The organism is Halovivax cerinus (genome assembly GCF_024498195.1).
GTDB lineage: Archaea > Halobacteriota > Halobacteria > Halobacteriales > Natrialbaceae > Halovivax > Halovivax cerinus.
Genome location: NZ_CP101824.1, coordinates 2745610 through 2765155, shown reverse-complemented (window position 1 = coordinate 2765155; position 19546 = coordinate 2745610). Strand labels below are relative to the sequence as shown.

General features: G+C 66.1%; 22 protein-coding genes and 2 tRNA genes. 3 read left to right on the top strand and 21 right to left on the bottom strand.

Annotated elements, in window-relative coordinates:
* Positions 1-82: 82 nt before the first annotated feature.
* On the top strand, positions 83-2404 hold the full coding sequence (tmcA, locus tag NO366_RS13035; RefSeq protein ID WP_256531225.1) for a tRNA(Met) cytidine acetyltransferase TmcA: 2322 nt from the start codon (positions 83-85) through the stop codon (positions 2402-2404).
* A gap of 24 nt (positions 2405-2428) precedes the next feature.
* On the opposite strand, the gene NO366_RS13030 is transcribed toward tmcA, so the two are convergent.
* A complete protein-coding gene (locus tag NO366_RS13030) occupies positions 2429-3217 on the bottom strand; it encodes an SDR family NAD(P)-dependent oxidoreductase (protein WP_256531224.1) in 789 nt (262 codons plus the stop codon).
* Between the two features lie 107 nt (positions 3218-3324).
* Here NO366_RS13030 and NO366_RS13025 point away from each other — a divergent pair, with 107 nt between their 5' ends.
* On the top strand, positions 3325-3489 hold the full coding sequence (locus tag NO366_RS13025; RefSeq protein WP_256531223.1) for a DUF8014 family protein: 165 nt from the start codon (positions 3325-3327) through the stop codon (positions 3487-3489).
* A gap of 88 nt (positions 3490-3577) precedes the next feature.
* On the opposite strand, the gene NO366_RS13020 is transcribed toward NO366_RS13025, so the two are convergent.
* On the bottom strand, positions 3578-5296 hold the full coding sequence (locus tag NO366_RS13020; protein ID WP_256531222.1) for a glutamate--tRNA ligase: 1719 nt from the start codon (positions 5294-5296) through the stop codon (positions 3578-3580).
* Between the two features lie 140 nt (positions 5297-5436).
* Between NO366_RS13020 and NO366_RS13015 the strand changes: the two genes are divergently transcribed.
* Positions 5437-7098, top strand: a complete 1662-nt coding sequence (locus NO366_RS13015; RefSeq protein ID WP_256531221.1) for a vWA domain-containing protein — start codon at positions 5437-5439, stop codon at positions 7096-7098.
* A 171-nt stretch (positions 7099-7269) separates the two neighbouring features.
* Here the strand turns inward: NO366_RS13015 and NO366_RS13010 are convergent, their stop codons facing one another.
* The 19 genes from NO366_RS13010 to NO366_RS12920 all read right to left on the bottom strand — a co-directional run bounded on the left by NO366_RS13010 (position 7270) and on the right by NO366_RS12920 (position 19391).
* Positions 7270-7869, bottom strand: a complete 600-nt coding sequence (locus NO366_RS13010) for a DUF8159 domain-containing protein (RefSeq protein ID WP_256531220.1) — start codon at positions 7867-7869, stop codon at positions 7270-7272.
* An 83-nt stretch (positions 7870-7952) separates the two neighbouring features.
* Positions 7953-9005, bottom strand: a complete 1053-nt coding sequence (gene idsA3 / locus NO366_RS13005) for a geranylfarnesyl diphosphate synthase (RefSeq protein WP_256531218.1) — start codon at positions 9003-9005, stop codon at positions 7953-7955.
* Position 9006: 1 nt separating this feature from the next.
* Entirely contained in the window at positions 9007-10359 is a 1353-nt protein-coding gene (locus NO366_RS13000; protein WP_256531217.1) for a ribonuclease J, read from the bottom strand.
* Between the two features lie 748 nt (positions 10360-11107).
* The gene (locus NO366_RS12995) at positions 11108-11866 is read right to left on the bottom strand and encodes an isopentenyl phosphate kinase (protein WP_256531216.1); all 759 of its coding nucleotides are present in this window, start codon (positions 11864-11866) and stop codon (positions 11108-11110) included.
* Positions 11863-12849: a mevalonate kinase gene (gene mvk, locus NO366_RS12990; RefSeq protein ID WP_256531215.1), complete on the bottom strand. Its 987-nt coding sequence runs from the start codon at positions 12847-12849 to the stop codon at positions 11863-11865. The genes NO366_RS12995 and mvk overlap by 4 nt, the downstream gene beginning before the upstream one ends.
* A gap of 91 nt (positions 12850-12940) precedes the next feature.
* Complete coding sequence (locus NO366_RS12985) at positions 12941-13069, bottom strand: hypothetical protein (RefSeq protein WP_256531214.1); 129 nt, start codon at positions 13067-13069, stop codon at positions 12941-12943.
* A gap of 123 nt (positions 13070-13192) precedes the next feature.
* A complete protein-coding gene (rpsB, locus tag NO366_RS12980) occupies positions 13193-13990 on the bottom strand; it encodes a 30S ribosomal protein S2 (protein WP_256531213.1) in 798 nt (265 codons plus the stop codon).
* Positions 13987-15192: a phosphopyruvate hydratase gene (eno, locus tag NO366_RS12975; protein WP_256531212.1), complete on the bottom strand. Its 1206-nt coding sequence runs from the start codon at positions 15190-15192 to the stop codon at positions 13987-13989. Before eno ends, rpsB begins: the two co-directional genes overlap by 4 nt.
* The gene (locus NO366_RS12970; RefSeq protein WP_256531211.1) at positions 15189-15374 is read right to left on the bottom strand and encodes a DNA-directed RNA polymerase subunit K; all 186 of its coding nucleotides are present in this window, start codon (positions 15372-15374) and stop codon (positions 15189-15191) included. Before NO366_RS12970 ends, eno begins: the two co-directional genes overlap by 4 nt.
* A 3-nt stretch (positions 15375-15377) precedes the next feature.
* Complete coding sequence (locus NO366_RS12965; protein ID WP_007704759.1) at positions 15378-15572, bottom strand: DNA-directed RNA polymerase subunit N; 195 nt, start codon at positions 15570-15572, stop codon at positions 15378-15380.
* Between the two features lie 12 nt (positions 15573-15584).
* The gene (locus NO366_RS12960) at positions 15585-15983 is read right to left on the bottom strand and encodes a 30S ribosomal protein S9 (RefSeq protein ID WP_256531210.1); all 399 of its coding nucleotides are present in this window, start codon (positions 15981-15983) and stop codon (positions 15585-15587) included.
* On the bottom strand, positions 15977-16426 hold the full coding sequence (locus tag NO366_RS12955) for a 50S ribosomal protein L13 (protein ID WP_256531209.1): 450 nt from the start codon (positions 16424-16426) through the stop codon (positions 15977-15979). Before NO366_RS12955 ends, NO366_RS12960 begins: the two co-directional genes overlap by 7 nt.
* Positions 16423-16776: a 50S ribosomal protein L18e gene (locus NO366_RS12950; RefSeq protein WP_256531208.1), complete on the bottom strand. Its 354-nt coding sequence runs from the start codon at positions 16774-16776 to the stop codon at positions 16423-16425. The genes NO366_RS12955 and NO366_RS12950 overlap by 4 nt, the downstream gene beginning before the upstream one ends.
* Positions 16777-16833: 57 nt before the next feature.
* A tRNA-Leu gene (locus NO366_RS12945) sits at positions 16834-16918 on the bottom strand.
* A gap of 127 nt (positions 16919-17045) precedes the next feature.
* Complete coding sequence (locus NO366_RS12940) at positions 17046-17798, bottom strand: DNA-directed RNA polymerase subunit D (RefSeq protein ID WP_256531207.1); 753 nt, start codon at positions 17796-17798, stop codon at positions 17046-17048.
* 4 nt (positions 17799-17802) lie between these two features.
* Complete coding sequence (locus NO366_RS12935; protein WP_256531206.1) at positions 17803-18192, bottom strand: 30S ribosomal protein S11; 390 nt, start codon at positions 18190-18192, stop codon at positions 17803-17805.
* Between the two features lies 1 nt (position 18193).
* Positions 18194-18715: a 30S ribosomal protein S4 gene (locus NO366_RS12930; RefSeq protein ID WP_256531205.1), complete on the bottom strand. Its 522-nt coding sequence runs from the start codon at positions 18713-18715 to the stop codon at positions 18194-18196.
* Positions 18715-19239: a 30S ribosomal protein S13 gene (locus tag NO366_RS12925; RefSeq protein ID WP_256531204.1), complete on the bottom strand. Its 525-nt coding sequence runs from the start codon at positions 19237-19239 to the stop codon at positions 18715-18717. Before NO366_RS12925 ends, NO366_RS12930 begins: the two co-directional genes overlap by 1 nt.
* 68 nt (positions 19240-19307) lie before the next feature.
* Positions 19308-19391: transfer RNA gene (locus NO366_RS12920), tRNA-Ser, on the bottom strand.
* Between the last annotated feature and the right edge of the window lie 155 nt (positions 19392-19546).

Here is a 19546-nt window from a genome sequence, read left to right as displayed (position 1 = left end):
GGTCCGATCGCTCGGCATCGGTGGTGGCCGACCGACCGTGCGGAACGGTGGAGTTACCCCACGCGGGTGCGACGGGTCGGGTATGCACTCGGTGTCGGTCGCGAAGGCACTCCGTACCGACGCGAAGCCCGTCGACGAACGGCGGCTCCTCGTGCTCACCGGTGACAGAGAGGCTGGCTACAGGCACCTCGAAGCAGTGCTCGACGCGCTCTCAGTATCGATCGGAGACACGACGCTCGTCGGTCCCGAAGACCGACTCCGCTGTGAGTACCGTTCGCAGTCGACCGCGAATCGCCTCCTCGGTACCACGCGAGAGGTGATCGCGATCGACACGCACCAGGCACTCCGACCGAACGCGCTCGGGAGTGTCGTCGGGGCAGTCGACGGCGGGGGACTCCTCGTCCTCATCGCGCCGCCGCTCGACGACTGGCCGGAGACGCGAGACGCCTTCGACGAAACGCTCGCAGCACCACCCGTCGCGGTCGAATCGGTCACCGGACACTTTCGACGTCGCCTCGTCGAGACGCTCAGGCGCCACCCTGGCATCGCGATCGTCGACGTCGACGACGACCGGGTCCGTCGAGACGGGCTGATCCACCCCGCACCGCGGCTGGAGGTCGAGCCGTCGCAACCATCCGACGCGGTCACCGGTGACTTTCCCGACACGGCCTACGAGGCGTGCCTGACGGCCGATCAGCGTGAGGCGGTCGCGGCGTTCGAACCGTTTCGCGACGCCGACGTCGGATCGCGAGCCATCGTCCTCGAGGCCGATCGGGGCCGCGGCAAGTCGAGCGCGGCGGGTCTCGCTGCCGGAGCGCTGGCGCTATCGGGTCTCGACGTGGCGGTCACGGCGCAGTCAGCCGACGGCTGCGGCGAGGTGTTCGCTCGGGCCCGCGAACTCGTCGGGGAGAGCGAACCCGAAGAGACCGATCCGTCGTCCGGTCGTGACGCGTCCGAAGCGATACCCGTCCGAACGGACACCGGCGGTCGCGTGCGGTTCGAACCGGCGAGTAACGTGGACGCGTGGATCGACGAACCCGACGTCGTGATCGTCGACGAGGCCGCCACGCTTCCGGTCTCGATCCTCGAGACCACGCTCGCCGCAGACCAGGTCGCCTACGCCACGACCGTCCACGGCTACGAAGGAACGGGGCGCGGATTCGCCGTCAGGTTCCGTGATCGACTCGACGACGCGCCCCACGACGTGACGGCACTGTCGCTCGTCGAACCGATCCGGTACGCCGCCGGCGACCCCATCGAAACCTGGGCGTTCCGCGTTCTCGCACTCGACGCCGGCCCGCCAGTCGACCCGCTCGTCGCCGACGCCACGCCGGAATCCGTCACGTACGAGCGTCCGGACCCGGAGACGCTCGTCGGCGACGAACACCGCCTCAGAGAGACGTTCGGCTTGCTCGTCCTGGCGCACTACCGGACCGAACCGACGGACCTCGCGCGACTGCTCGACGCTCCGAACGTGACCGTCCGCACGCTCGAACACGACGGTCACGTCGTCGCCGTGGCACTGCTCGCACGGGAGGGCGGACTCGACGCCGAGACCCGCGCGGAGATGTACGAGGGCGCTCGGATCAGGGGAAACATGCTCCCCGACGTCCTGACGAGCCAGCTCAGGGACGAGTCGGCCGGTGAGACCGTGGGGTACCGGATCGTGCGGATCGCGACCCATCACGCCGTCCGTTCCCGGGGCCTCGGGTCGCACCTCCTCGCGAAGATACACGAGGAGTGCGCCGACGACGTCGACTGGCTGGGGTCGGGATTCGGCGCGACGCCGGACCTACTTCGCTTCTGGCAGCGGAACGACTACGGCGCGATCCACACCTCGACGACTCGGAACGACCGTAGCGGAGCGTACTCCGCTATCGTCCTCCACCCGACGAGTGACGCGGGCCGCTCGCTGCGAGACCGACACGCCCGCAGATTCGCCGCCCGTGTACCCGCAGTCCTCGGTGACGCACTCGGCGACCTCGACGCCGACACCGCGAGGGCGATCCTTCGTTCGATCCCGACCGACGCCGCACCACCGCTCCCCCATGACGAACACGACTGGCGACTGATCGCCGGCGCCGCGTACGGTCCTGGGCTGTTCGACGTCGATCCGGGCCCGTTTCGACCCGTGCTGGTGCGGTACCTGATCGAACAGCCGACCCTCGACACGGCGGTCCCGTCGACCAGGGCCGACCGGCTCTTCGTTCGTCGCGGACTCCAGGCTCGACCCTGGCCCGAGGTCGCTGCCGAACTCGGGTACCACTCTCCGGGCCAGTGCATGCGATCGTTCGGCGACGCGCTCTGTCCGCTCGTCGATCACTACGGAACGGATTCGACGCTCGTCGGCGACGCGGCTGCCCATCTCGTTCGAGACCTCCGTGACCGATTCCACGACGAGTGAATCCACGACGAGCGAGTGCCACCACTACGTCAGGAGCCGTCGAGCGATGGATTCCGGGAGTATCGCGAACAGCCAGGCGATCAGGCGCCACCGGCGCGTGACGTAGACGTGTCTTCGCCGGTTCTCGATCGCCCAGTGGATCCGATCGGCGGCCGTCTCCGGCGAACACAGCCAGAAGAGGTCATCGCCGAGGGCCATGTCAGTGTCGACGAATCCGGGTTCGACCGTCGTGATGGCGACGTCGGCGAGTCGTGTAGACTGGCGGTGACGAAGCCCCTCCAGGTACCGACTCACGAACGCCTTCGAGGCGTTGTACGCCGGGGCGTCGGGACTACCGAACCCCGCGGCGACGGAGGAGATACCGACGAGGTGGCCGTCTATCGGCGGATCGGACGAGTGTGCACGACGAGTCGCGGTCTCAGAATCGGCGGTCGGCCCACTCCGTCCGCGCTCGAAGTACTCGATCGCCGCCGTCGCCAGGGCCGTGAATCCGCGTACGTTCACCGCGATCGTCTCGCGTTCGGGCGGCCACTCCAGCTCGCGGTTGATCGACCCGACGCCGGCCGAGAGTACGACGAGTTCGACGCGGTCCATCGCCGCCGTGAGGTCGTCGAAGGCCTCGCGAGCCGCGTCGGTGTCGGTCACGTCCATCGTCGCGACGTACGCCTGCGTCGGGAGTTCCTCGCCGAGTTCGGTCAGCCGATCCGTTCGACGGGCGGCCAGCCCGAGTTCGTACCCATCCGCGGCGAGTCGGCGGGCGAGAGCCGCACCGATGCCCGACGACGCACCGACGACGATCGCGCCGCGTGTCATCGTCTCGTCCTTTGCCCCGGACACCATAACCCGGTCGATTCTGGACGGCAGGGACGCGTGCCTGCCAGGACCGAAAAATCCTACTCGCCGGCCCCGCGAGAGTCGCCATGGACTGCGCCGAAGACGACTGCGAGCGGCCCGCCGTCGTGGAACTCCACATCCCGTGGGCCGAGAATCGCCTCGTCTGTGCGGCCCACGCTCGCGTTCTCGGCCGTCAGGAGGGTGTCGTCGCCGACCCGCGACCGGACGGGAGCGACGACCTGCTGGGCTGACCGTCGAAGAGACCCGCGATTGAGTCCACCCGGGGACGGGGCATCGTCACGCTCCAGCGTGGCGAGCGTTCGTCTCCACGCCGTTTTCTTACGGGTGTGAGAAGTACGCGACCGTCTCTCCGTCGTCGTGGCGGTCGATCCGGGCGTAGCCGACGCGGACGAACTGGACCGTCTCGTCCGGCGCCAGGTCGGCGACGCCGGGTTCGGCGTGGCCCGAAACGTCACCCTCCATCGTTCGCATCCGGACGGCGACGGCGTCGTCCGCGGGAACCCAGTGGACGACCTCGACGTCGCCGTCCCTCACGACCTCGATGTCCTCGCCGGAGTACTGCAGCGCGTCCCGGGTGTAGCGGAAGCAACCTAACCCCTTCAGCCAGAGGCGGCCCTCGCGGTCGGGCAGATCCGCGGGTTCCACGAGAACGGTGTCGCCGACGGGGATCTCCCGGACGCCGCGGTCCTCGTGATCGGGATGCAGCGGCGGGTTCGCTTCCCCGGGCGGGCTTCCGCCGAGCTGGACCTCGGTGCCGTCGCGGACGAAGAAGTAGCGGTCGCTCTCGTCGTCGATTCGCTCCCGGTTGTTCGCGTAGATGGTGCTCATCGCCAGATCGACGTTCGACGTCGAGGTGCCGAGTCCGACCATCGCGTCCGTTATCGCCTCGCCCCGGATTCCCCGTCGCCGAAGGCTCGCGAGCGTTGGAGCCCGTGGGTCGTCCCAGCCGTCCAGTTCGCCGGCGTCGATCGACTCCTTGATCGACGAAGTGCTCATCGGGACGTCGTAGGCGTCTAACTGGACGTGCCCCCAGTGGACGACCTCGGGGTACTCCCACTCGAAGTAGTCGTAGACGAAGCGCTGTTTCTTCGCGGAGTCCTGCAGGTCGATACCCCGGATGATGTGCGTGACGCCGAGCAGGTGGTCGTCGATACCGGACTGGAAGTCCAGCATCGGCCAGCATCGGTAGTCGCTGGCCACGTCGCGGGGATGGGGCGTATCGATCATCCGGAAGGCGACGAAGTCGCGCAGGGCCGGATTCTTGTGGTCGATGTCGGTCTTGACCCGCAGAACCATCTCGCCGCTCTCGTACTCCCCATCGACCATCGCCTCGAACTCCTGACGGACTGTCGCCGGGTCTTTCTCGCGATGCGGACAGGCCGTCCCGTCGTTTTTCAGCTCGCTGAACGTTTCGCCGGAACACGAGCAGGTGTAGGCACCGTCCAGTTCGATCAGTTCCCGGGCGTGGTCGTAGTAGGTCTCGACGCGGTCGCTGGCCCGGTAGACGGCGTCCGGTTCGAACCCGAGGTACTCGACGTCCTCGAGAATGTCGTCGTACGCGTTCAGATCGGGGCGCTTCGTCTCCGGGTCGGTGTCGTCGAACCTGACGCAGAACCAGCCGTCGTAGCGCTCTCGGTAGGTGCCGATGACCGCGGGCATCCGCGCGTGGCCCACGTGCCACGGCCCGTTCGGATTCGGCGCACAGCGCATCCGAACCTCCTCGACGTCCTCGGCGTTCGGGAGCGCGGGCAGGTCCCACTCGTCCTCCTCGTCCTCGGCTTCGATCTCGGCCAGTTCCTCTGGGGCCAGTTCGGCGATGCGGTCACGACGCTCCTCGTGGGAGAGGTCGTTCACCTCGTTCACTATCGGGCCTGCGATCCCTGGAATCTCGTCGCCGTGGGGACGGAAGTCCGGATTGTCCCCCATGAGCGGCCCCATGATCGCCCCGACGTTCGCGTCGCTCTCGTGCTTGACAGCGTTCAACAGCGCGTGCTTTTCGACCTCGCGCTCGACGCGTTCGCGTACCTCCTCGTCCATTAGCCGTCAGTTTAGGGGGAGCCATCAAAACAGCCGCGATGTTCGACCGGCCGGTCGGACCGAACGCGCACCCAGCTATCGGGTGTAGTCGATTTTTCACCCAGGAGAATATATTAGTATATCGTCTTTGAAGAGTGTGTATGGTGCGATTGGCTCGCGAGCGCGGACCCATGGCGCTCACGCTCGTGGTCGTGGTGGTACTGGCGGGCTGTTCGTACGGCGGACTCCAGAGCGACGCCGGTGGCAACGACCTCGGGTACGCGGTCGGTGGTGCACAAGATGCTGACGCGTTTCGTGAGAACGTCGAATCGGGGTACCTCCCGACTACCACGGACATCACGCACGAGGGACTGTACTACGACTATTACTTCGAAACGGGTGATCACGAGTGTGACGAGTCGTTCTGTCCGGCCTACAGCCGCGCCGTCACGGCCGATCCGCTCTCGAACGAGACGGAACCGTACCTCTCCGTCGGACTGAATTCCAACCTGAACGCCTCCGACTTCGAACGCGAACGGCTCAACCTCGTGGTCGTGCTCGACACGTCCGGGTCGATGTCGTCGCCGATGGCCGAGTATTACTACGACGGCCCAAGAACGGCCGACAACGAGACGGCGGCAGAGGACCGGAAGACGAAACCGAAGATGGACGCGGCGACCGACGCCGTCGTCGCGCTCACCGACCAGCTCGAGGCCGACGACCGCTTCGGACTCGTCACGTTCGACAGCGGGGCCGACACCGTCGTACCGCTAGACCGGATGGGCGACCGCGATAGAACAGCCCTCGCGGACGACGTCCAGTCGATCCGGGCCGGCGGCGGGACCGATCTCGAAGCGGGAATGGACCGGGCACGCGGGCTCGCCGAGGGGCACGTCGGCGAGGAGGGCTACGACACTCGCGTCGTCTACCTGACCGACGCGATGCCGAACATCGGGGAGACGAGCGCCGACGGGCTCGAATCGCGTCTCGACGCCGACGCCGACCGCGGGATTCACTCGACGTTCGTCGGCGTCGGACTGGACTTCAACTCCGAACTGGTCGACGCGATCACGGCCGTTCGCGGGGCGAACTATTACAGCGTCCACGCCGCCGAGCGCTTCGAGGAGCGGATGGGCGAGGAGTTCGCCTACATGGTCACGCCGATGGTCTACGACCTAGAGCTCACCCTGGACGCCCCGGGATACGAGATCGAATCCGTCTACGGCTCACCCGACGCCGACGACGCGACCGGCGAGCTCATGTCGGTCAACACGCTGTTTCCCTCCCCCACAGAGGACGGCGCCAGCAGGGGTGGAGTCATCCTGCTACAACTGAATCGAACGGGGGACGAATCGACACTGGAACTGACGGCGAGTTACGAGGACCGGTCGGGCGAACGCCACGAGACGACCGAACACCTCCGATTCGACGATCGCCAACCGGAGTACTTCGAGACCGACAGCGTCCGGAAGGCCGTCCTGCTCACTCGATACGCCACGCTCACACAGCACTGGATCGAGTACGAACGCGCCACACTCGCAGGCGACGACCCGGACCCACCCGACGCGGGGATCGACGAGTCCGAGACGGTGGCCCTCGGTGAGTGGGAACGCCAGTCGACCGACTTACGACTCTCGCCGGCGTACGTCGAGCGGTTCGCGACGTTCCGGTCGTACTTCTCCGCCGAAGCTGACGCCATCGGTGACGACGCGCTCGATCAGGAACTCGAGACGATGGCGACGATCCTCGAGACCTCCGCCGACGGAGAGACGGCCGTCGGAACCAACGAGAGCGCCACTACCGTCTCGCCACCCACCGACTGATCGAGAGGGACGGTAGGTTCCGGCCGAACCGCTCGGCTCCGATCACGCTACCGAACCGCTCGGCTCCAATCGCTCTCGACAACTCGGCCACGGACGTCCGCGCCCGACCGCTGGTTCGGCGATTGGGGATGTACCGAACGGCGTGGACGCTCACTAGAAGCGTCTGCATCACTACTCGCTCGCCGTCACGTCTTCCTCGTAGACGACGTACTGACCCATTCGCTGAACGACGTCGGTTCGCGTGATGTTGCCCGCGTTGTACTCTGTGAACCAGGCGGTCTCGGCGCCCCAACCCCACGGCTGGTTTTCCAGTGGATTGACGAGCTCCCCGACGAGCATGTCGTACTCGTCGCCGGAGCCGTACTGGATGCACACCTGGTTGAACGCTTCGGCGATCACGCCCGCCTCTTCCATCGTGAAGTTGTACAGCGGTCCACCTTCCCTGACGACGATCGAGGCGTTCTCGCCGGTCGCGTTCTCGTCCACCGACGCGTCGGCGTCGGAGTAGTACTCGACGATCAGATCACCGTCGCTCTCGTAGATGGACTCGACGTCGAGTTCGTGCTGGGGCGTTCGCTCTTCGAGCACGTAGTGGAGTTCGTTCGGCGTCCCCGTCGGCGGGTCGGACGGTTCCTCAGGGTCGAACGTCGACCCGTCTGACGTGTTTCCGACCAGGGAGGTGCACCCGGCGACGGCCGTAATCCCGGCCGACAGGCCAGCGGCGAGTAGAGTGCGGCGAGAGAGTGATCTGGGACCCTGCGGTTGCGTCATGTCGGGACGTACCGACCTGGCGGACAAAAACCCACGCTCCGTTTCGAGCGTCGATTCGGCGCCGAAAACGGGTCTGTACTGGCTCAGTAGCCGCGCTCGACGAGATACTCGGCGAGGGTTTCGAGCAGTGTCCGGGCCTCGTTCTCGGGAAGGACGTCGAGGCGACCTTTGCCCTGCGAGACGAGTTCGTGGGCTTTCGCCCGGGCGTACTCGATGCTGCCTGCCGCTTCGAGTTCGGCGACGGCACTGTCGATCTCCGCTTCTGTGACGGCGTCGACGTCGTCCGTGTCGACGAGGGAGTCGACCGACACACCCTGCTCGCGGGCGTGGACGGTGATCAGGGTCTGTTTGTTCTCGACGAGGTCGCTGCCGCGTTGTTTGCCGAGCGTCTCGCTCGGGACGGTGAGATCGAGGACGTCGTCGTGGATCTGGAACCCGCGTCCGATGTCGAGCCCGTAGCCATAGAGCGCGTCGACGGTCTCGTCGTCGGCACCGAGGAGGACCGCGGGCAGGGCAGCCGACGCTGCGTAGAGGACCGCCGTCTTCTGTTCGACCATTTCCAGGTACTCGTCGGTCGTGACCCGGTCGCGTTCCTCGAACTGGACGTCGAGCGACTGGCCCTCGCAGATCTGCGTACAGGTGTTCGCGAGGACGTCGAGCGCGCGGACCATCCGGTCCGTCTCGGCGCCCGTATCGAGCATGATCTCGAACGCCTTCGAGTACAGCGTGTCGCCGGCGAGAATCGCCGTCTCTACGTCGTACTCGCGATGGACGGCCGGGACGCCACGTCGAAGGTCGTCGTCGTCCATGATGTCGTCGTGGATCAGGGTGAACGACTGGATCACTTCGACGCTGATCGCTGCCGCCAGGATGTCGATCGGCGACGAATCGTCGAGCGGTTCGAACGACCGATACGACTCCGTGAGCGGATCGACGTCGGTGAGAGCCTCCGCCGTGACGAGTAACACCGACGGCCGGAGGCGCTTGCCACCCGCGTCGAGCAGGTACCGCGAGGCCTCGTAGAGGCGCTCCGGACGACGGATCGGTAACTCCTCCGGGATCGCGTCGTTGACGAGTTCGCGCCGCTTCCGGACCGCTTCGAGCACCGCCTGTTCGCGTGCCTCGGGGGTCGTCATCTCACTCGACCAGCTGGATCAGGTTGCCGTTCGACGTGACGTGCAGATCACGACCGAGTTTGTACCCCTCGCTCTGTGCGAGGCCGACGTACCCAGAGAAGCCCTTCATGTCCTGATGGGCCGGGATGATGTGCTGGGGTTGCAGCGCCTGTAGCATCTCGTAGTGACCCTCCTGGTTGAGGTGGCCGGAGACGTGGATGTCGGAGTAGATGCGTGCGCCCTGCATGCCAAGGAGCTTCTCGGCCTGGTAGCGCTGGCCCTCGTTGGTGGGTTCCGGGATGACGCGCGCAGAGAAGACGACCTTGTCGCCCTCGTCCAGTTCGTACGGCGTCTCGCCGCGGGCCATCCGGGTGAGCATCGCGCGCGGTTCTCCCTGGTGGCCAGTGACGACGGGCAGGAAGTTCTCTTTGCCTTCGTTCATGATGCGTTTGAACGTTCGGTCGACCGACTTGCGGTGACCGAACATACCCAGATCGTCGGGGAAGTCGACGAAGTCGAGTCGTTCCGCGGTCCCAGAGTACTTCTCCATCGACCGACCCAGCAAGACCGGCTGGCGGCCGATATCGTTGGCGAACTCCACGAGCGAGGTGACCCGGGAGATGTGACTCGAGAACGTCGTCGCGACGATGCCGCCGTCGTAGTCCTCCAGACTGTAGATGACGTCCTTCAGGTGGCGTCTCGCGACGGATTCACTCGGCGTGCGACCCTGCTTGTTCGCGTTCGTACAGTCCTCGATGTAACACAGGACACCCTGGCCCTCTCGACCGATCTCGCGGAAGCGTTCCATGTCGATCGGGTCGCCGATGACCGGCGTGTGATCCATGCGTTTGTCCAGCCCGTAGACGATGGCGCCCTCGGGCGTGTGGAGGACCGGGTTGATGGCGTCGATGATCGAGTGAGTGACGTTGACGAACTCGAGGTCGACCTGGCCGCTGTCGCCGATCGACATCGTCTCGCCGGGATCCATCTTGATCAGATCGTTCTCGACGCCGAACTTCTGTTCGCTCTCGATCTGCTGTTTGACCAGCTCGATCGTAAACGGCGTCGCGACGACCGGCGCGTTGTACCGGTGGGCGAGTTTCGAGATGGCGCCGATGTGGTCTAAGTGACCGTGCGTCGGGACGATCGCCTGCACGTCGCCCTCGAGGTCGGACATAACCCGGTCGTCCGGAATCGCGCCCATGTCGATCAGATCGAGACTGTGCATCCGTTCGGTCTCGACGTTGTCGTGGATCAGAACCTGCGAGAGGTTCAGTCCCATGTCGAAGATGACGACGTCGTTGCCCGCGCGGACGGCAGTCATCTGCCGTCCAACTTCCTCGTAGCCGCCTATCGTTGCAATTTCGATTTCCATAGTTGTGTCCGAGTCGGCCCGCCCCGCAGGGGTCGACCGGCGCCCGCGAGCACGGTCGACTGCTCGACCGGATGCGGGGTCCCGACTGCGTCGAGTCGTCCGCCGTCGGGCGTACGGGCCGGAGGCCCACATCGCCGTCTGCCGGCGGATCGCCGGTCGCCCTCCGTTCGTCCCGGGACGACCGTTCGCTCGGTTGTCCGGGGGTACAGGCCCGATCGGCTTAAAGGCGTGGATCCTCGCGGCGGTACCGCCGCCGACGCTGGTGACGGGCCGGCGATCGAACGTGACCAGGACACGGGCCCGTCAGGGGTCGGGCCGAGACGAAGCCGCCCGGAGTATCCCGAGTCGGTCACCGGCGCCACTGCGAGTGTCGTGACCGGTCACGGCACGTCCGACCAGACGCAGCGATCGTCGATCCCGATGACGGAGCCGGGACGCCGGGACAATGAACCACGGCCTGGAGGTCGGCGAAGACAGGACGAACGGCGTCCTGACCCGGCGCGTCAGCGCGGTCGCCGTCGACCTGCGCAGGCAGCACGCGATCGGCCGGACCCTGTTGCGCTTCATCGATATTCTCCCGGCCGGCTACGTGGGTAGCCCGTCGTTGCACGCTCGAACCACGGGACGCGACGACTCGGGGACCTCCGCTTCGACACGGCGGTCGTCTGCAACACCGAGAGAGAGCGCGAACGGACCGACACCTGGCGAGACTCCGACGGGTCGCTTCGCTCCACGATACCGGGTCGGGTCACTGACGCTCGCCGTCGACGGTCGTCCCTGGGCGCTCGCCCGCGAGAAACGCGGTCAATCCGTCCAGATCGAAAATCGACGCCGGTCCGTCGAGCGCCAGCAACGCGCGGACCTTGCTACTCATCCCGCCGGTCACGTCCGTCGTATCGCTGTCACCGAGCACCGACGCGACGTCCTCGTGGCTCTCGATTCGCTCGATCACCGCATCGTTCCCATCGAGGACGCCCGGCACCGCAGAGCAGAGACCGACCCGATCGGCCCCGAGGCGGTCGGCCAGTTCGACGACGAGTTCGTCACCGCTCACGACGGTCACGCCCGCACCGACGTGGGCGACGATGTCGCCGTGCAACACGGGGACGAACCCCTCCCCCAGCAGCGTCTCGACCTGCCCGGTCGGGAGGGTAAGGGCACCGTCTCCGCTTCGATAGGCGGCAGAAAACGGGGCGACCGGTACGGCGGGCACGTCACGGTCGAGCAGCCGCTGGAGGACGAACCGATTGAGTGTCGTCATCGCGCCGTGGATCGCGTGGACGGCGTCGACCGCGTGGCTACCGGCGGTCGTGCTCACGCCAAACTCGTTCGCGTGGTGATGGCCGAAACTACCGCCGCCGTGGACCAGAACGATGTCCTCGACGGTCCCGTCTGCGAGCGCCTCGGCGATCGCGTCCGCCGTTTCGTCGAGCGCCCTGCCGTCGAGCGTCTCGGGGCGGTCCTTCTCGGTGATCACGCTCCCGCCGAGTTTCAGGACGATCGTCATTCGAGTCGTTTCACCCCGTCGGTCGCAAGTTCCGCACGAAACACCTCCTCACAGCCGGGCAGGTACCGCAACGCCGTCGCCGTCTCCGGCGTCGGATCCAGCGCGACGATACAGCCGCCGCCGCCCGCGCCGGTCAGTTTCACCCCGTGGGCGCCGGCTTCGCGAGCGGCCCAGACCATCGAATCGAGCGATCGCGAGGAGACACCGAGCGCCGAGAGCAATCCGTGATTGAAGTCCATCAGTTCACCGAGTTCCTCGACGTCTCCGTCGGCGAGAATCCGTTCACCCCGTCTGACGATATCGCCGATCGACTCGATCGTCTCGGCGGCGAAGTCGTACTCCTCGCGAAGCTGGCGGACGCCGGCGACTAACGCGCCAGTGTCCCCCGCACCGCCGTCGAACCCGATCACGAACGGCAGGTCGGGCGCCGCGATCGACCGACAGTCTGCTCCCTCGACGCGAACGGCGCCACCCGTCGCAGAACAGAACGTATCGGCACGCGAGGCCTGCCCGTCCTGGACGGCGAGTTCGGTCCGGTAGGCCCGTTCGGCGAGTTCGTCAGTCGATAGTTCGACGCCGAGGGCTCGGCTCGCCGCGTCGATCGCCGCCACGACCACGGCAGCGGACGAACCGATGCCCGCCCCCAGCGGAATGTCGCTCTCGATAGTCACGTCGAAACCGGTCTCGGTATCGCCGGTCACGTCGCGCACCTGCCCGATCGCTTCGTCGACGTAGCCCATCGCCGCGTCGACCAGCGACTCTGCCACGTCGATATCCGGAGTTCCCGTCGTCGAACCGGAGTACTCCACGGTGAACCCGTCCAGACTGAGGTCGTCGGAGTGAACGCGCAGCGTCGCGTCGTCTCGCGGTTCGACGCCGACTCGCGCCCGCCGTTCGATCGCGCAGGGAACGGCCGGTTCGCCGTAGACCACCGCATGCTCCCCGAAGAGATACACCTTCCCGGGAGCGCTCGAACGAGTCATATCCTGAGGATTCGTCCCTCCCGGCTTAATTGCTGTCTTCTCGGTCGCACACACCCCGTCGACGCTCGCCGTCCGGCGACCGGTAGACGCACTAGAGCACCAGCACAGAGACGAGTTTGTACACGAACCCGAGAGCGAACAGTCCGACTAACGCGGCCGCTGCCATCGCCACGACCGGTGGGATCGTCTCCTCCTCGAACTCGTAGAGGACGTCCTTCATGTTCGGGAGTCGAACCGGTCGACAGGTAACTCTTTCCCTGTCCGGTCGCCGAACGGTGTGATCGAACGAAGGTGGCAGTCGCTCGTGGGTACAGGACGAACAGAAGACACAGAAACTCGACCCTTACACCAGGCTCTCGAAGTCTTCGAGCGCGTAGGACGGTTCCGCGCCGCGGCGATCCAGAACCTCGTTTGCCAGCAGCCAGTAGACGACCGAGAGGGCCTTTCGACCCTTGTTGTTGGTCGGAACGACGAGGTCGACGTTACCGGTCTGGTTGTTCGAGTCGCACATCGCGATGACCGGGATGCCGACCGTGATCGCCTCCTTGACGGCCTGGGCGTCGCCGATCGGGTCCGTGACGACCAGCACGTCCGGTTCGATGTAGCCGTCGTACTTCGGGTTGGTGAGCGTGCCGGGGATGAAACGGCCCGTTCGGGCGCGGGCGCCGACGGCTTCGGCGAACTTCTCGGCCGGGAAGCGGCCGTACTGACGGGACGAGGTCACCAGGATCTGCTCCGGCGCGTAGTTCTCGAGGAAGTCCGCAGCCGTCCGGATGCGACGGTCGGTCATCGAGACGTCGAGGACGTAGAGTCCGTCGGTCCGGACGCGGTGGATAAACCGCTCCATGTCCTCGGTCTTCTGCTGGGTCCCGATGTGGACACCGGCACCCAGGTAGTCCTCGACGGGGATGAGGAGGTCTGCGTCCTCGTCGCTCATGACGTCGTCGTCGAGCGACGGACCCGACTCGTCGAGTTCCTCGTCGGCTGGTTCGGCCTCGGCGGGCGCCTCGGCGGTCTCTGCTGTTGCGGCCTCGTCGACCTCCTCGGATTCGGCGGCGGGGCCGGCCCCTTCGGCCGGCTCCTCGTCGATCTCATCCTCGGCGGCGTCGAGACCCTCCTGTGGTGTATCGTTCTCTGTCATAGTGCGTCGTCTTCGATGCGGATCAGTTCGTTCAGCTTGGCGGTGCGCTCGCCGCCGACGGCCCCCGTCTTGATGAAGGCGGCGTCGGTCGCGACGGCGAGGTGTGCGATGGTCGCGTCTTCGGTCTCACCCGAACGGTGGGAGACGACGGCCTCGTAGCCGTGTTCGGTCGCGAGTTCGATCGCGTCGAACGCGTCCGAGAGGGTACCGATCTGATTCGGCTTGATCAGGATGGCGTTGGCCGCACCCCCATCGATACCGGTACGCAGACGATCGACGTTCGTCACGAAGAGATCGTCGCCGCAGATCAGCGTCTCGTCACCGGTTCGATCCGTGAGTTCGGCGTACGCGTCGTAATCGTCCTCGTCGAGCGGGTCCTCGACGTAGACGAGGTCGTACTCGGAGACGAGGTCGGCGACGTAGGCGATCTGCTCGTCGGTCGAGCGGGTTCGGTCGCTGTAGACGTACTCGTCGGCATCGGCGTCGTAGAGTTCCGACGCGGCAACGTCGAGCCCGAAGCCGATTTCGAACCCGACCTCGTCCTCGACGCGGCCGACCGCGTCGTCGACGATCTCGAACGCCTCGGCGTCGGTCACCGACGGCGCCCACGCGCCCTCGTCACCCTTGCCCGCTGGCTCGTCCCGTTCGTCCAGCACGTCCGCCACGGCTGCGTGGACGGCCGCGTTCGCGAACACCGCGTCCTGAACGCTCGGCGCTCCCACCGGCGCGGCGAGAAACTCCTGGATGTCCGTCGCGTCGGTAGCGTGTTCGCCACCCCCGACGACGTTCCCGAGCGGCGTAGGGAACGAGTTACCCCGGAACGTCCCACCCAGGTGCTGGAAGAGCGGCGCACCCAGGACGTCCGCGCCGGCCTTCGCCGCCGCCATCGAGATGGCGACCGCGCTGTTGGCACCGATCTCCGCGAAGTTGTCGGTCCCGTCGGCCGCCCGAAGGATCGCGTCGACCTCGCGCTGGTTGCCCGCGTACGCGTCACCGACGAGCCGGGGGACGGCCCGCTCGCGTGCCGCCGCGATGGCCTCGCCCGACGGTCGCTCGATCGCCTCGTACTCGCCCGTGCTGGCCCCCGACGGAGCCGCAGCGCGGCCAAAGCCGCCGCTCTCGGTCACGACGTCGGCCTCGACCGTTGGGTTGCCCCGGGAATCGAGGATCTCGCGCAGCCGGACGTCGGTGATCAGCGTCATGTCGATGCCTGGCTTCGATTGACCGTGAACGGAAGCACGCCCTCGTCGTACTCCTCCGCGGCGATGAGGATCGGCTCCGTCTGGTCGGTCTCGATCAGTACGGGTGCGCCGTAGGACACCTGCAGCGCGCGGGCGCCGAGGATCCGGGCCTTCTCGTACCGGTTGTATCGTTCCTGTTGCATGGGTTACTGGTAGGGCGAGACGACGTCCACGAGGTCGGTGTGGCTGACGAGCATGCGCCGGCAGCAGAACCGGTCGACGCCGAGGTCGTCCAGGACCTCGGCGGGGTCCTCGTCACCCTCGCGGGCGCGTTCTTCGAACTCTTCCCAGTGCTCGGCGACGACCGTGCCGCACGTGAAACACCGGACCGGAACCATCATAGTTGAATCACCTTAGCGGTAGGATTTCTGGTAGCGAGCCCGTGCGCCGGGGCCGCCCCACTTCTTCGATTCGGACTGGCGAACGTCGTTCACCAGCAGCGAGCGATCGAACGACATGAACGCGTCGCGCAGTTCGGCGTCGTTCGTGTGCTGGACGATACCGCGTGCGATCGCGGTGCGGACGGCGTCGGCCTGTCCGCTGATACCGCCGCCCTCGACGCGGACGGTGATGTCGATCCCGTCTCGCAGCTCGTCGCCCGCGATGCGGAACGGCTCGAGCATCTTGAGTCGCGACATCTGCGGCTCGACCAGTTCGACCGGCTGTGCGTTGATCCGGACGCGGCCCTCGCCGTCGGTGACGGTGGCCCGCGCCACGGCCGTCTTCTTCTTTCCGCTCGTGTTCGTTACCATGTGACGTTGGCACCCAGTTGATCTGCGACCTCGCCCAGGTGGACGAAGCGAATGTTCGACAGGCGATCCAGCGACGTATCCTCGAGGACCGTCGCCTCGCGGTCGTCGTCTCCCTCGTACGGGTTGCCGACGTAGACGCGAACGTTCGAGAACGCCTCGCGTCCGCGCGGCTTCTTGTACGGAAGCATGCCGCGGACGGAGCGCTTGAAGATCGTGTCCGGTCGTTTCGGGTAGTTGGGGCCGCGGTCGGACCCGAGCTGTGCTCTGGTTCGGTAGGTCTCGAACACGTCCTCCGTGTCGCCCGTGATGACGGCATCCTCTGCGTTGACGATCGCGACGCGTTCGCCGTCCAGTGCGCGCTGGGCGACCTGGCTGGCGACGCGACCCAGGATGCAATCGCGGGCGTCGACGACGACGTCGGCGTCGAATTCGGCGACGCTCATGCGATCACCCGGAGGTCGGATCCGTCGGGGTTGTCTTCTAACAGCTGTTCGATCGGTACGTACTCGCCGACCTGGTCGATCTTCGTCGCGGCCGACGACGACGCGTCGACGGCGGCGACGGTGACGTTCTTGCGCAGACGACCGCTCCCCAGCACCTTGCCGGGGACGATGACGGTCTCGTCTTCGCGTGCGTATCGCTCGATGCGTCCCAGGTTTACCTCTGCGTGGTTCGACCTGGGCTTCTCGAGGCGATCGGCGATGTCGCGCCAGACGTCCGCGTCCCGGGAGCGGGACGTAGACTTCAACTCGGCGATGAGGTCTGTGAGCCTCGGGTTGGTCTTCGTACTCATTGATATCCTCCGATAGTCTGTGTGGTCCGCTTGCGAGTGTAACTCGCCCAGAAGTGATGCAGGGAGCAGGATTTGAACCTGCGGACTCCTACGAGACAGCGCCCTGAACGCTGCGCCGTTGGCCTGACTTGGCTATCCCTGCGTGCACTTCCGTCTACCCGCCGCCCCTTCAAACCGCTTTCGATCCGAACGGATCGGTCGCCGGTCTCGTCGCTCGCGGCGCCGGCGTACGTCGGGTCCGAAGTGTGGTGGCGGGTCATTGGTCTCTGTTATAGCTGTACGGCTGCTTCCAGTTCTGCTGCGCGGTCGTCGATCGAATCGATGGCCCGCGTCACCAGCTCCTCGACGGAGAACGAACCGTCGGTCTCGACGTGGAAGACGAAGGCGTTCGGAACGTCTTCGACGGAAACCTCCTTACCCGGATAGCGCTCGGTCAGGTCGTGACCGAACTCGCTCGTCGGGATCAGGTCGCCGTCGTCCTCGATGACGCCGCGGACGATCCGTCGCTCCTCGTCCTCGAACTCCGGGAGGTCTCCCTCCACTGTAACGTGCTGAAGGTGGCGATAGCCCACGGCGACGCCGCCCTGGTGCTTCGCGTGATCCTTTCCACGGTCGTAGACCGCGTCGGCTTCCGCTTCGAGGCGCTGGCCGTCCTTCAGGTGTATAATCGGGACGTTCTCGTCGGCAGGTTTCACCAGGTCCGGTTCGGCAGAGACGAGGTCGCCGGAGTAGGCGGTTCCGGGACCTTCGACGTCGATCGAGAGCGTTACGACGTCCTCCTCACCGAACTCGTCGTGTCGCGGCGTCGTCAGCGGGACGAGGCCGAGTCGCAGTCCCAGTTGCTCGTCGAACATGACCGAGGAGTTCTCGATAAACCGGACGGTGTCGATCGCCAGCGTTGGGACGTCGGCGATCATCGCCCGGCGGATGCCGTTGGCGAACGCGGGGGTGATCCCGCGGACGAGGATTCTGGCCTCCCGATCGGCGCGTTCGACGAACTCGACGTCGTAGTCGGCTGCCATGGATCTAGAATCCGCCCTTGCCCTTCGGTGCGCGCGATCCGTCGTGTGGGATCGGCGTGACGTCCTCGATGCGTCCGATCTCGATACCCGAGCGTGCGAGTGCCCGGATCGTCGCCTGCGCACCGGGACCAGGTGACTTCTGGAGGTTGCCGCCAGGTCCGCGGACGCGGACGTGGAGACCGGTGATACCTGCTGCCTTGACCTCTTCGGCGACACCCTCGGCCATCTGCATGGCCGCGTAGGGCGAGGCTTCGTCGCGGTTCTGTTTGACCGCTGTCCCGCCGGAGGACTTCGCGATCGTCTCCGCACCGGTGAGGTCCGTCACGGTCATGATGGTGTTGTTGAACGATGCGTGCACGTGGGCGATACCCCACTTGTCGTCGTCCTGACTCATGTTATTGGCCCTCCGCGCGTTCCGGGTGCAGTTCGTCGGCCAGCGGACTGGTCCCGTCGAACGCCACGTCGTCTTCCTCGTCGACGTCGACGACGTAGGAGGGGACGCGGTGGCGACGATCGCCGATCGTGACGTGGCCGTGCGTGATGAACTGACGAGCCTGCTGGGGGGTGTTGGCCAGCCCTTTGCGGTAGACGACCGTCTGGAGGCGGCGTTCGAGAACGTCTTCGATCTCCAGTCCCAGAACGTCGCCGAGTCCTTCGGCCTCGTCGAGGACGCCGACGCGCTTCAGGCGACCGAGGAACTCCTCGGATCGCCGCTGTACGACCTCGTCGCCCTGGGCCTGTCCCAGCAGCTCCCGAGCTTCGCGTCGGTAGGATCGAAGTTCGGACTGCGCTCGCCAGAGTTCTTCCTTGTTCGACAGGCCGTAGCGGTCGAGTAGCGAGTGTTCGCTCGCGATACGCTCGCCCTGGTAGGGGTGGTTCGGCGTCTCGTAGTGTTTGGTGTCGGTTCCGAGCGCCATTATTCATCACCCTCCTCTTCGGCAGCGGCGGCCTCCTCGGCCTGTTCCTCGCGGATCTCCTCGACGTTGACGCCGATCGTCCCCTCGGTGCGGCCGGTGGACTTGGTCCGCTGGCCGCGAACCTTCTGGCCGCGCTTGTGGCGGGCACCTTTGTAGGAGTCGATCATCTTCATCCGGTTGATGTCCTGCTGTCGGGTGAGACCGAGGTCGTTGCCGACCACGTGTTCCGTCTCGCCCGTGTAGAAGTCGCCCGGACGGTTCGTCAGCCAGTCGGGAATCTGTTCGTCCAGCGATTCGACGACGCCGACGACCTCGTCGATCGCGGCCTCGTCGAGTGCGCCGAACGTGGCGGTTCGGTCGACGCCAGCTTCGTTCGCGACGAGCCTGGCCGTTCGCCGGCCGATCCCGTCGAGACCGGTCAGCGCCCGCTCGACGGACTTCGTCCCGTCGAGGTCGGTCTGACCGATCCGAACGAAGTACTGGAGGTCTTCGTCTTCGGATTCGTGCGGTGTTTCCTCGCTCATGTATCGTGTATCTGCGTGTCCCTGGTGGAACCGACTGCTCGGCCCACCAGCCTGTTCTGTGGTACGGACGTCGTGGCGGGGATTCGAACCCCGGAGGCTTGACGCCACATGGTTAGCAACCATGCGCCTTGGGCCTGCTTGGCTACCACGACCCGCGTTCTATCGTCGCCCGTCTGGACTCGGGGGCGGACCCCCTACAGCGTAACGTACCCGAAGGTACACCCCCTCGGGTACATAAGGGCAACGAAACGCCGGGCCCCTATCCAGAAGAGACCCCGTCGCACGGCACCGTATCCCTCGTGTAACG

Coding starts and splice junctions, on each gene's coding strand:
- NO366_RS12995 (WP_256531216.1), bottom strand. CDS start 11,866: ATGACGATCGTCCTGAAACTCGGCGGGAGCGTGATCACCGAGAAGGAC.
- NO366_RS12935 (WP_256531206.1), bottom strand. CDS start 18,192: ATGAGTCAGGACGACGACAAGTGGGGTATCGCCCACGTGCACGCATCG.
- NO366_RS12960 (WP_256531210.1), bottom strand. CDS start 15,983: ATGGTAACGAACACGAGCGGAAAGAAGAAGACGGCCGTGGCGCGGGCC.
- NO366_RS12930 (WP_256531205.1), bottom strand. CDS start 18,715: ATGGCGCTCGGAACCGACACCAAACACTACGAGACGCCGAACCACCCC.
- idsA3 (WP_256531218.1), bottom strand. CDS start 9,005: ATGACGACCCCCGAGGCACGCGAACAGGCGGTGCTCGAAGCGGTCCGG.
- NO366_RS12970 (WP_256531211.1), bottom strand. CDS start 15,374: ATGCAACAGGAACGATACAACCGGTACGAGAAGGCCCGGATCCTCGGC.
- NO366_RS13020 (WP_256531222.1), bottom strand. CDS start 5,296: ATGGACGAGGAGGTACGCGAACGCGTCGAGCGCGAGGTCGAAAAGCAC.
- mvk (WP_256531215.1), bottom strand. CDS start 12,849: ATGACTCGTTCGAGCGCTCCCGGGAAGGTGTATCTCTTCGGGGAGCAT.
- tmcA (WP_256531225.1), top strand. CDS start 83: ATGCACTCGGTGTCGGTCGCGAAGGCACTCCGTACCGACGCGAAGCCC.
- NO366_RS13015 (WP_256531221.1), top strand. CDS start 5,437: ATGGTGCGATTGGCTCGCGAGCGCGGACCCATGGCGCTCACGCTCGTG.
- NO366_RS12950 (WP_256531208.1), bottom strand. CDS start 16,776: ATGAGTACGAAGACCAACCCGAGGCTCACAGACCTCATCGCCGAGTTG.
- NO366_RS12965 (WP_007704759.1), bottom strand. CDS start 15,572: ATGATGGTTCCGGTCCGGTGTTTCACGTGCGGCACGGTCGTCGCCGAG.
- NO366_RS12940 (WP_256531207.1), bottom strand. CDS start 17,798: ATGGCAGCCGACTACGACGTCGAGTTCGTCGAACGCGCCGATCGGGAG.
- NO366_RS12955 (WP_256531209.1), bottom strand. CDS start 16,426: ATGAGCGTCGCCGAATTCGACGCCGACGTCGTCGTCGACGCCCGCGAT.
- rpsB (WP_256531213.1), bottom strand. CDS start 13,990: ATGACAGAGAACGATACACCACAGGAGGGTCTCGACGCCGCCGAGGAT.
- NO366_RS12985 (WP_256531214.1), bottom strand. CDS start 13,069: ATGAAGGACGTCCTCTACGAGTTCGAGGAGGAGACGATCCCACCGGTC.
- NO366_RS13030 (WP_256531224.1), bottom strand. CDS start 3,217: ATGACACGCGGCGCGATCGTCGTCGGTGCGTCGTCGGGCATCGGTGCG.
- NO366_RS13010 (WP_256531220.1), bottom strand. CDS start 7,869: ATGACGCAACCGCAGGGTCCCAGATCACTCTCTCGCCGCACTCTACTC.
- eno (WP_256531212.1), bottom strand. CDS start 15,192: ATGACGCTGATCACCGACGTCCGGCTGCGCGAGATCCTCGATTCCCGG.
- NO366_RS13000 (WP_256531217.1), bottom strand. CDS start 10,359: ATGGAAATCGAAATTGCAACGATAGGCGGCTACGAGGAAGTTGGACGG.
- NO366_RS12925 (WP_256531204.1), bottom strand. CDS start 19,239: ATGAGCGAGGAAACACCGCACGAATCCGAAGACGAAGACCTCCAGTAC.
- NO366_RS13025 (WP_256531223.1), top strand. CDS start 3,325: ATGGACTGCGCCGAAGACGACTGCGAGCGGCCCGCCGTCGTGGAACTC.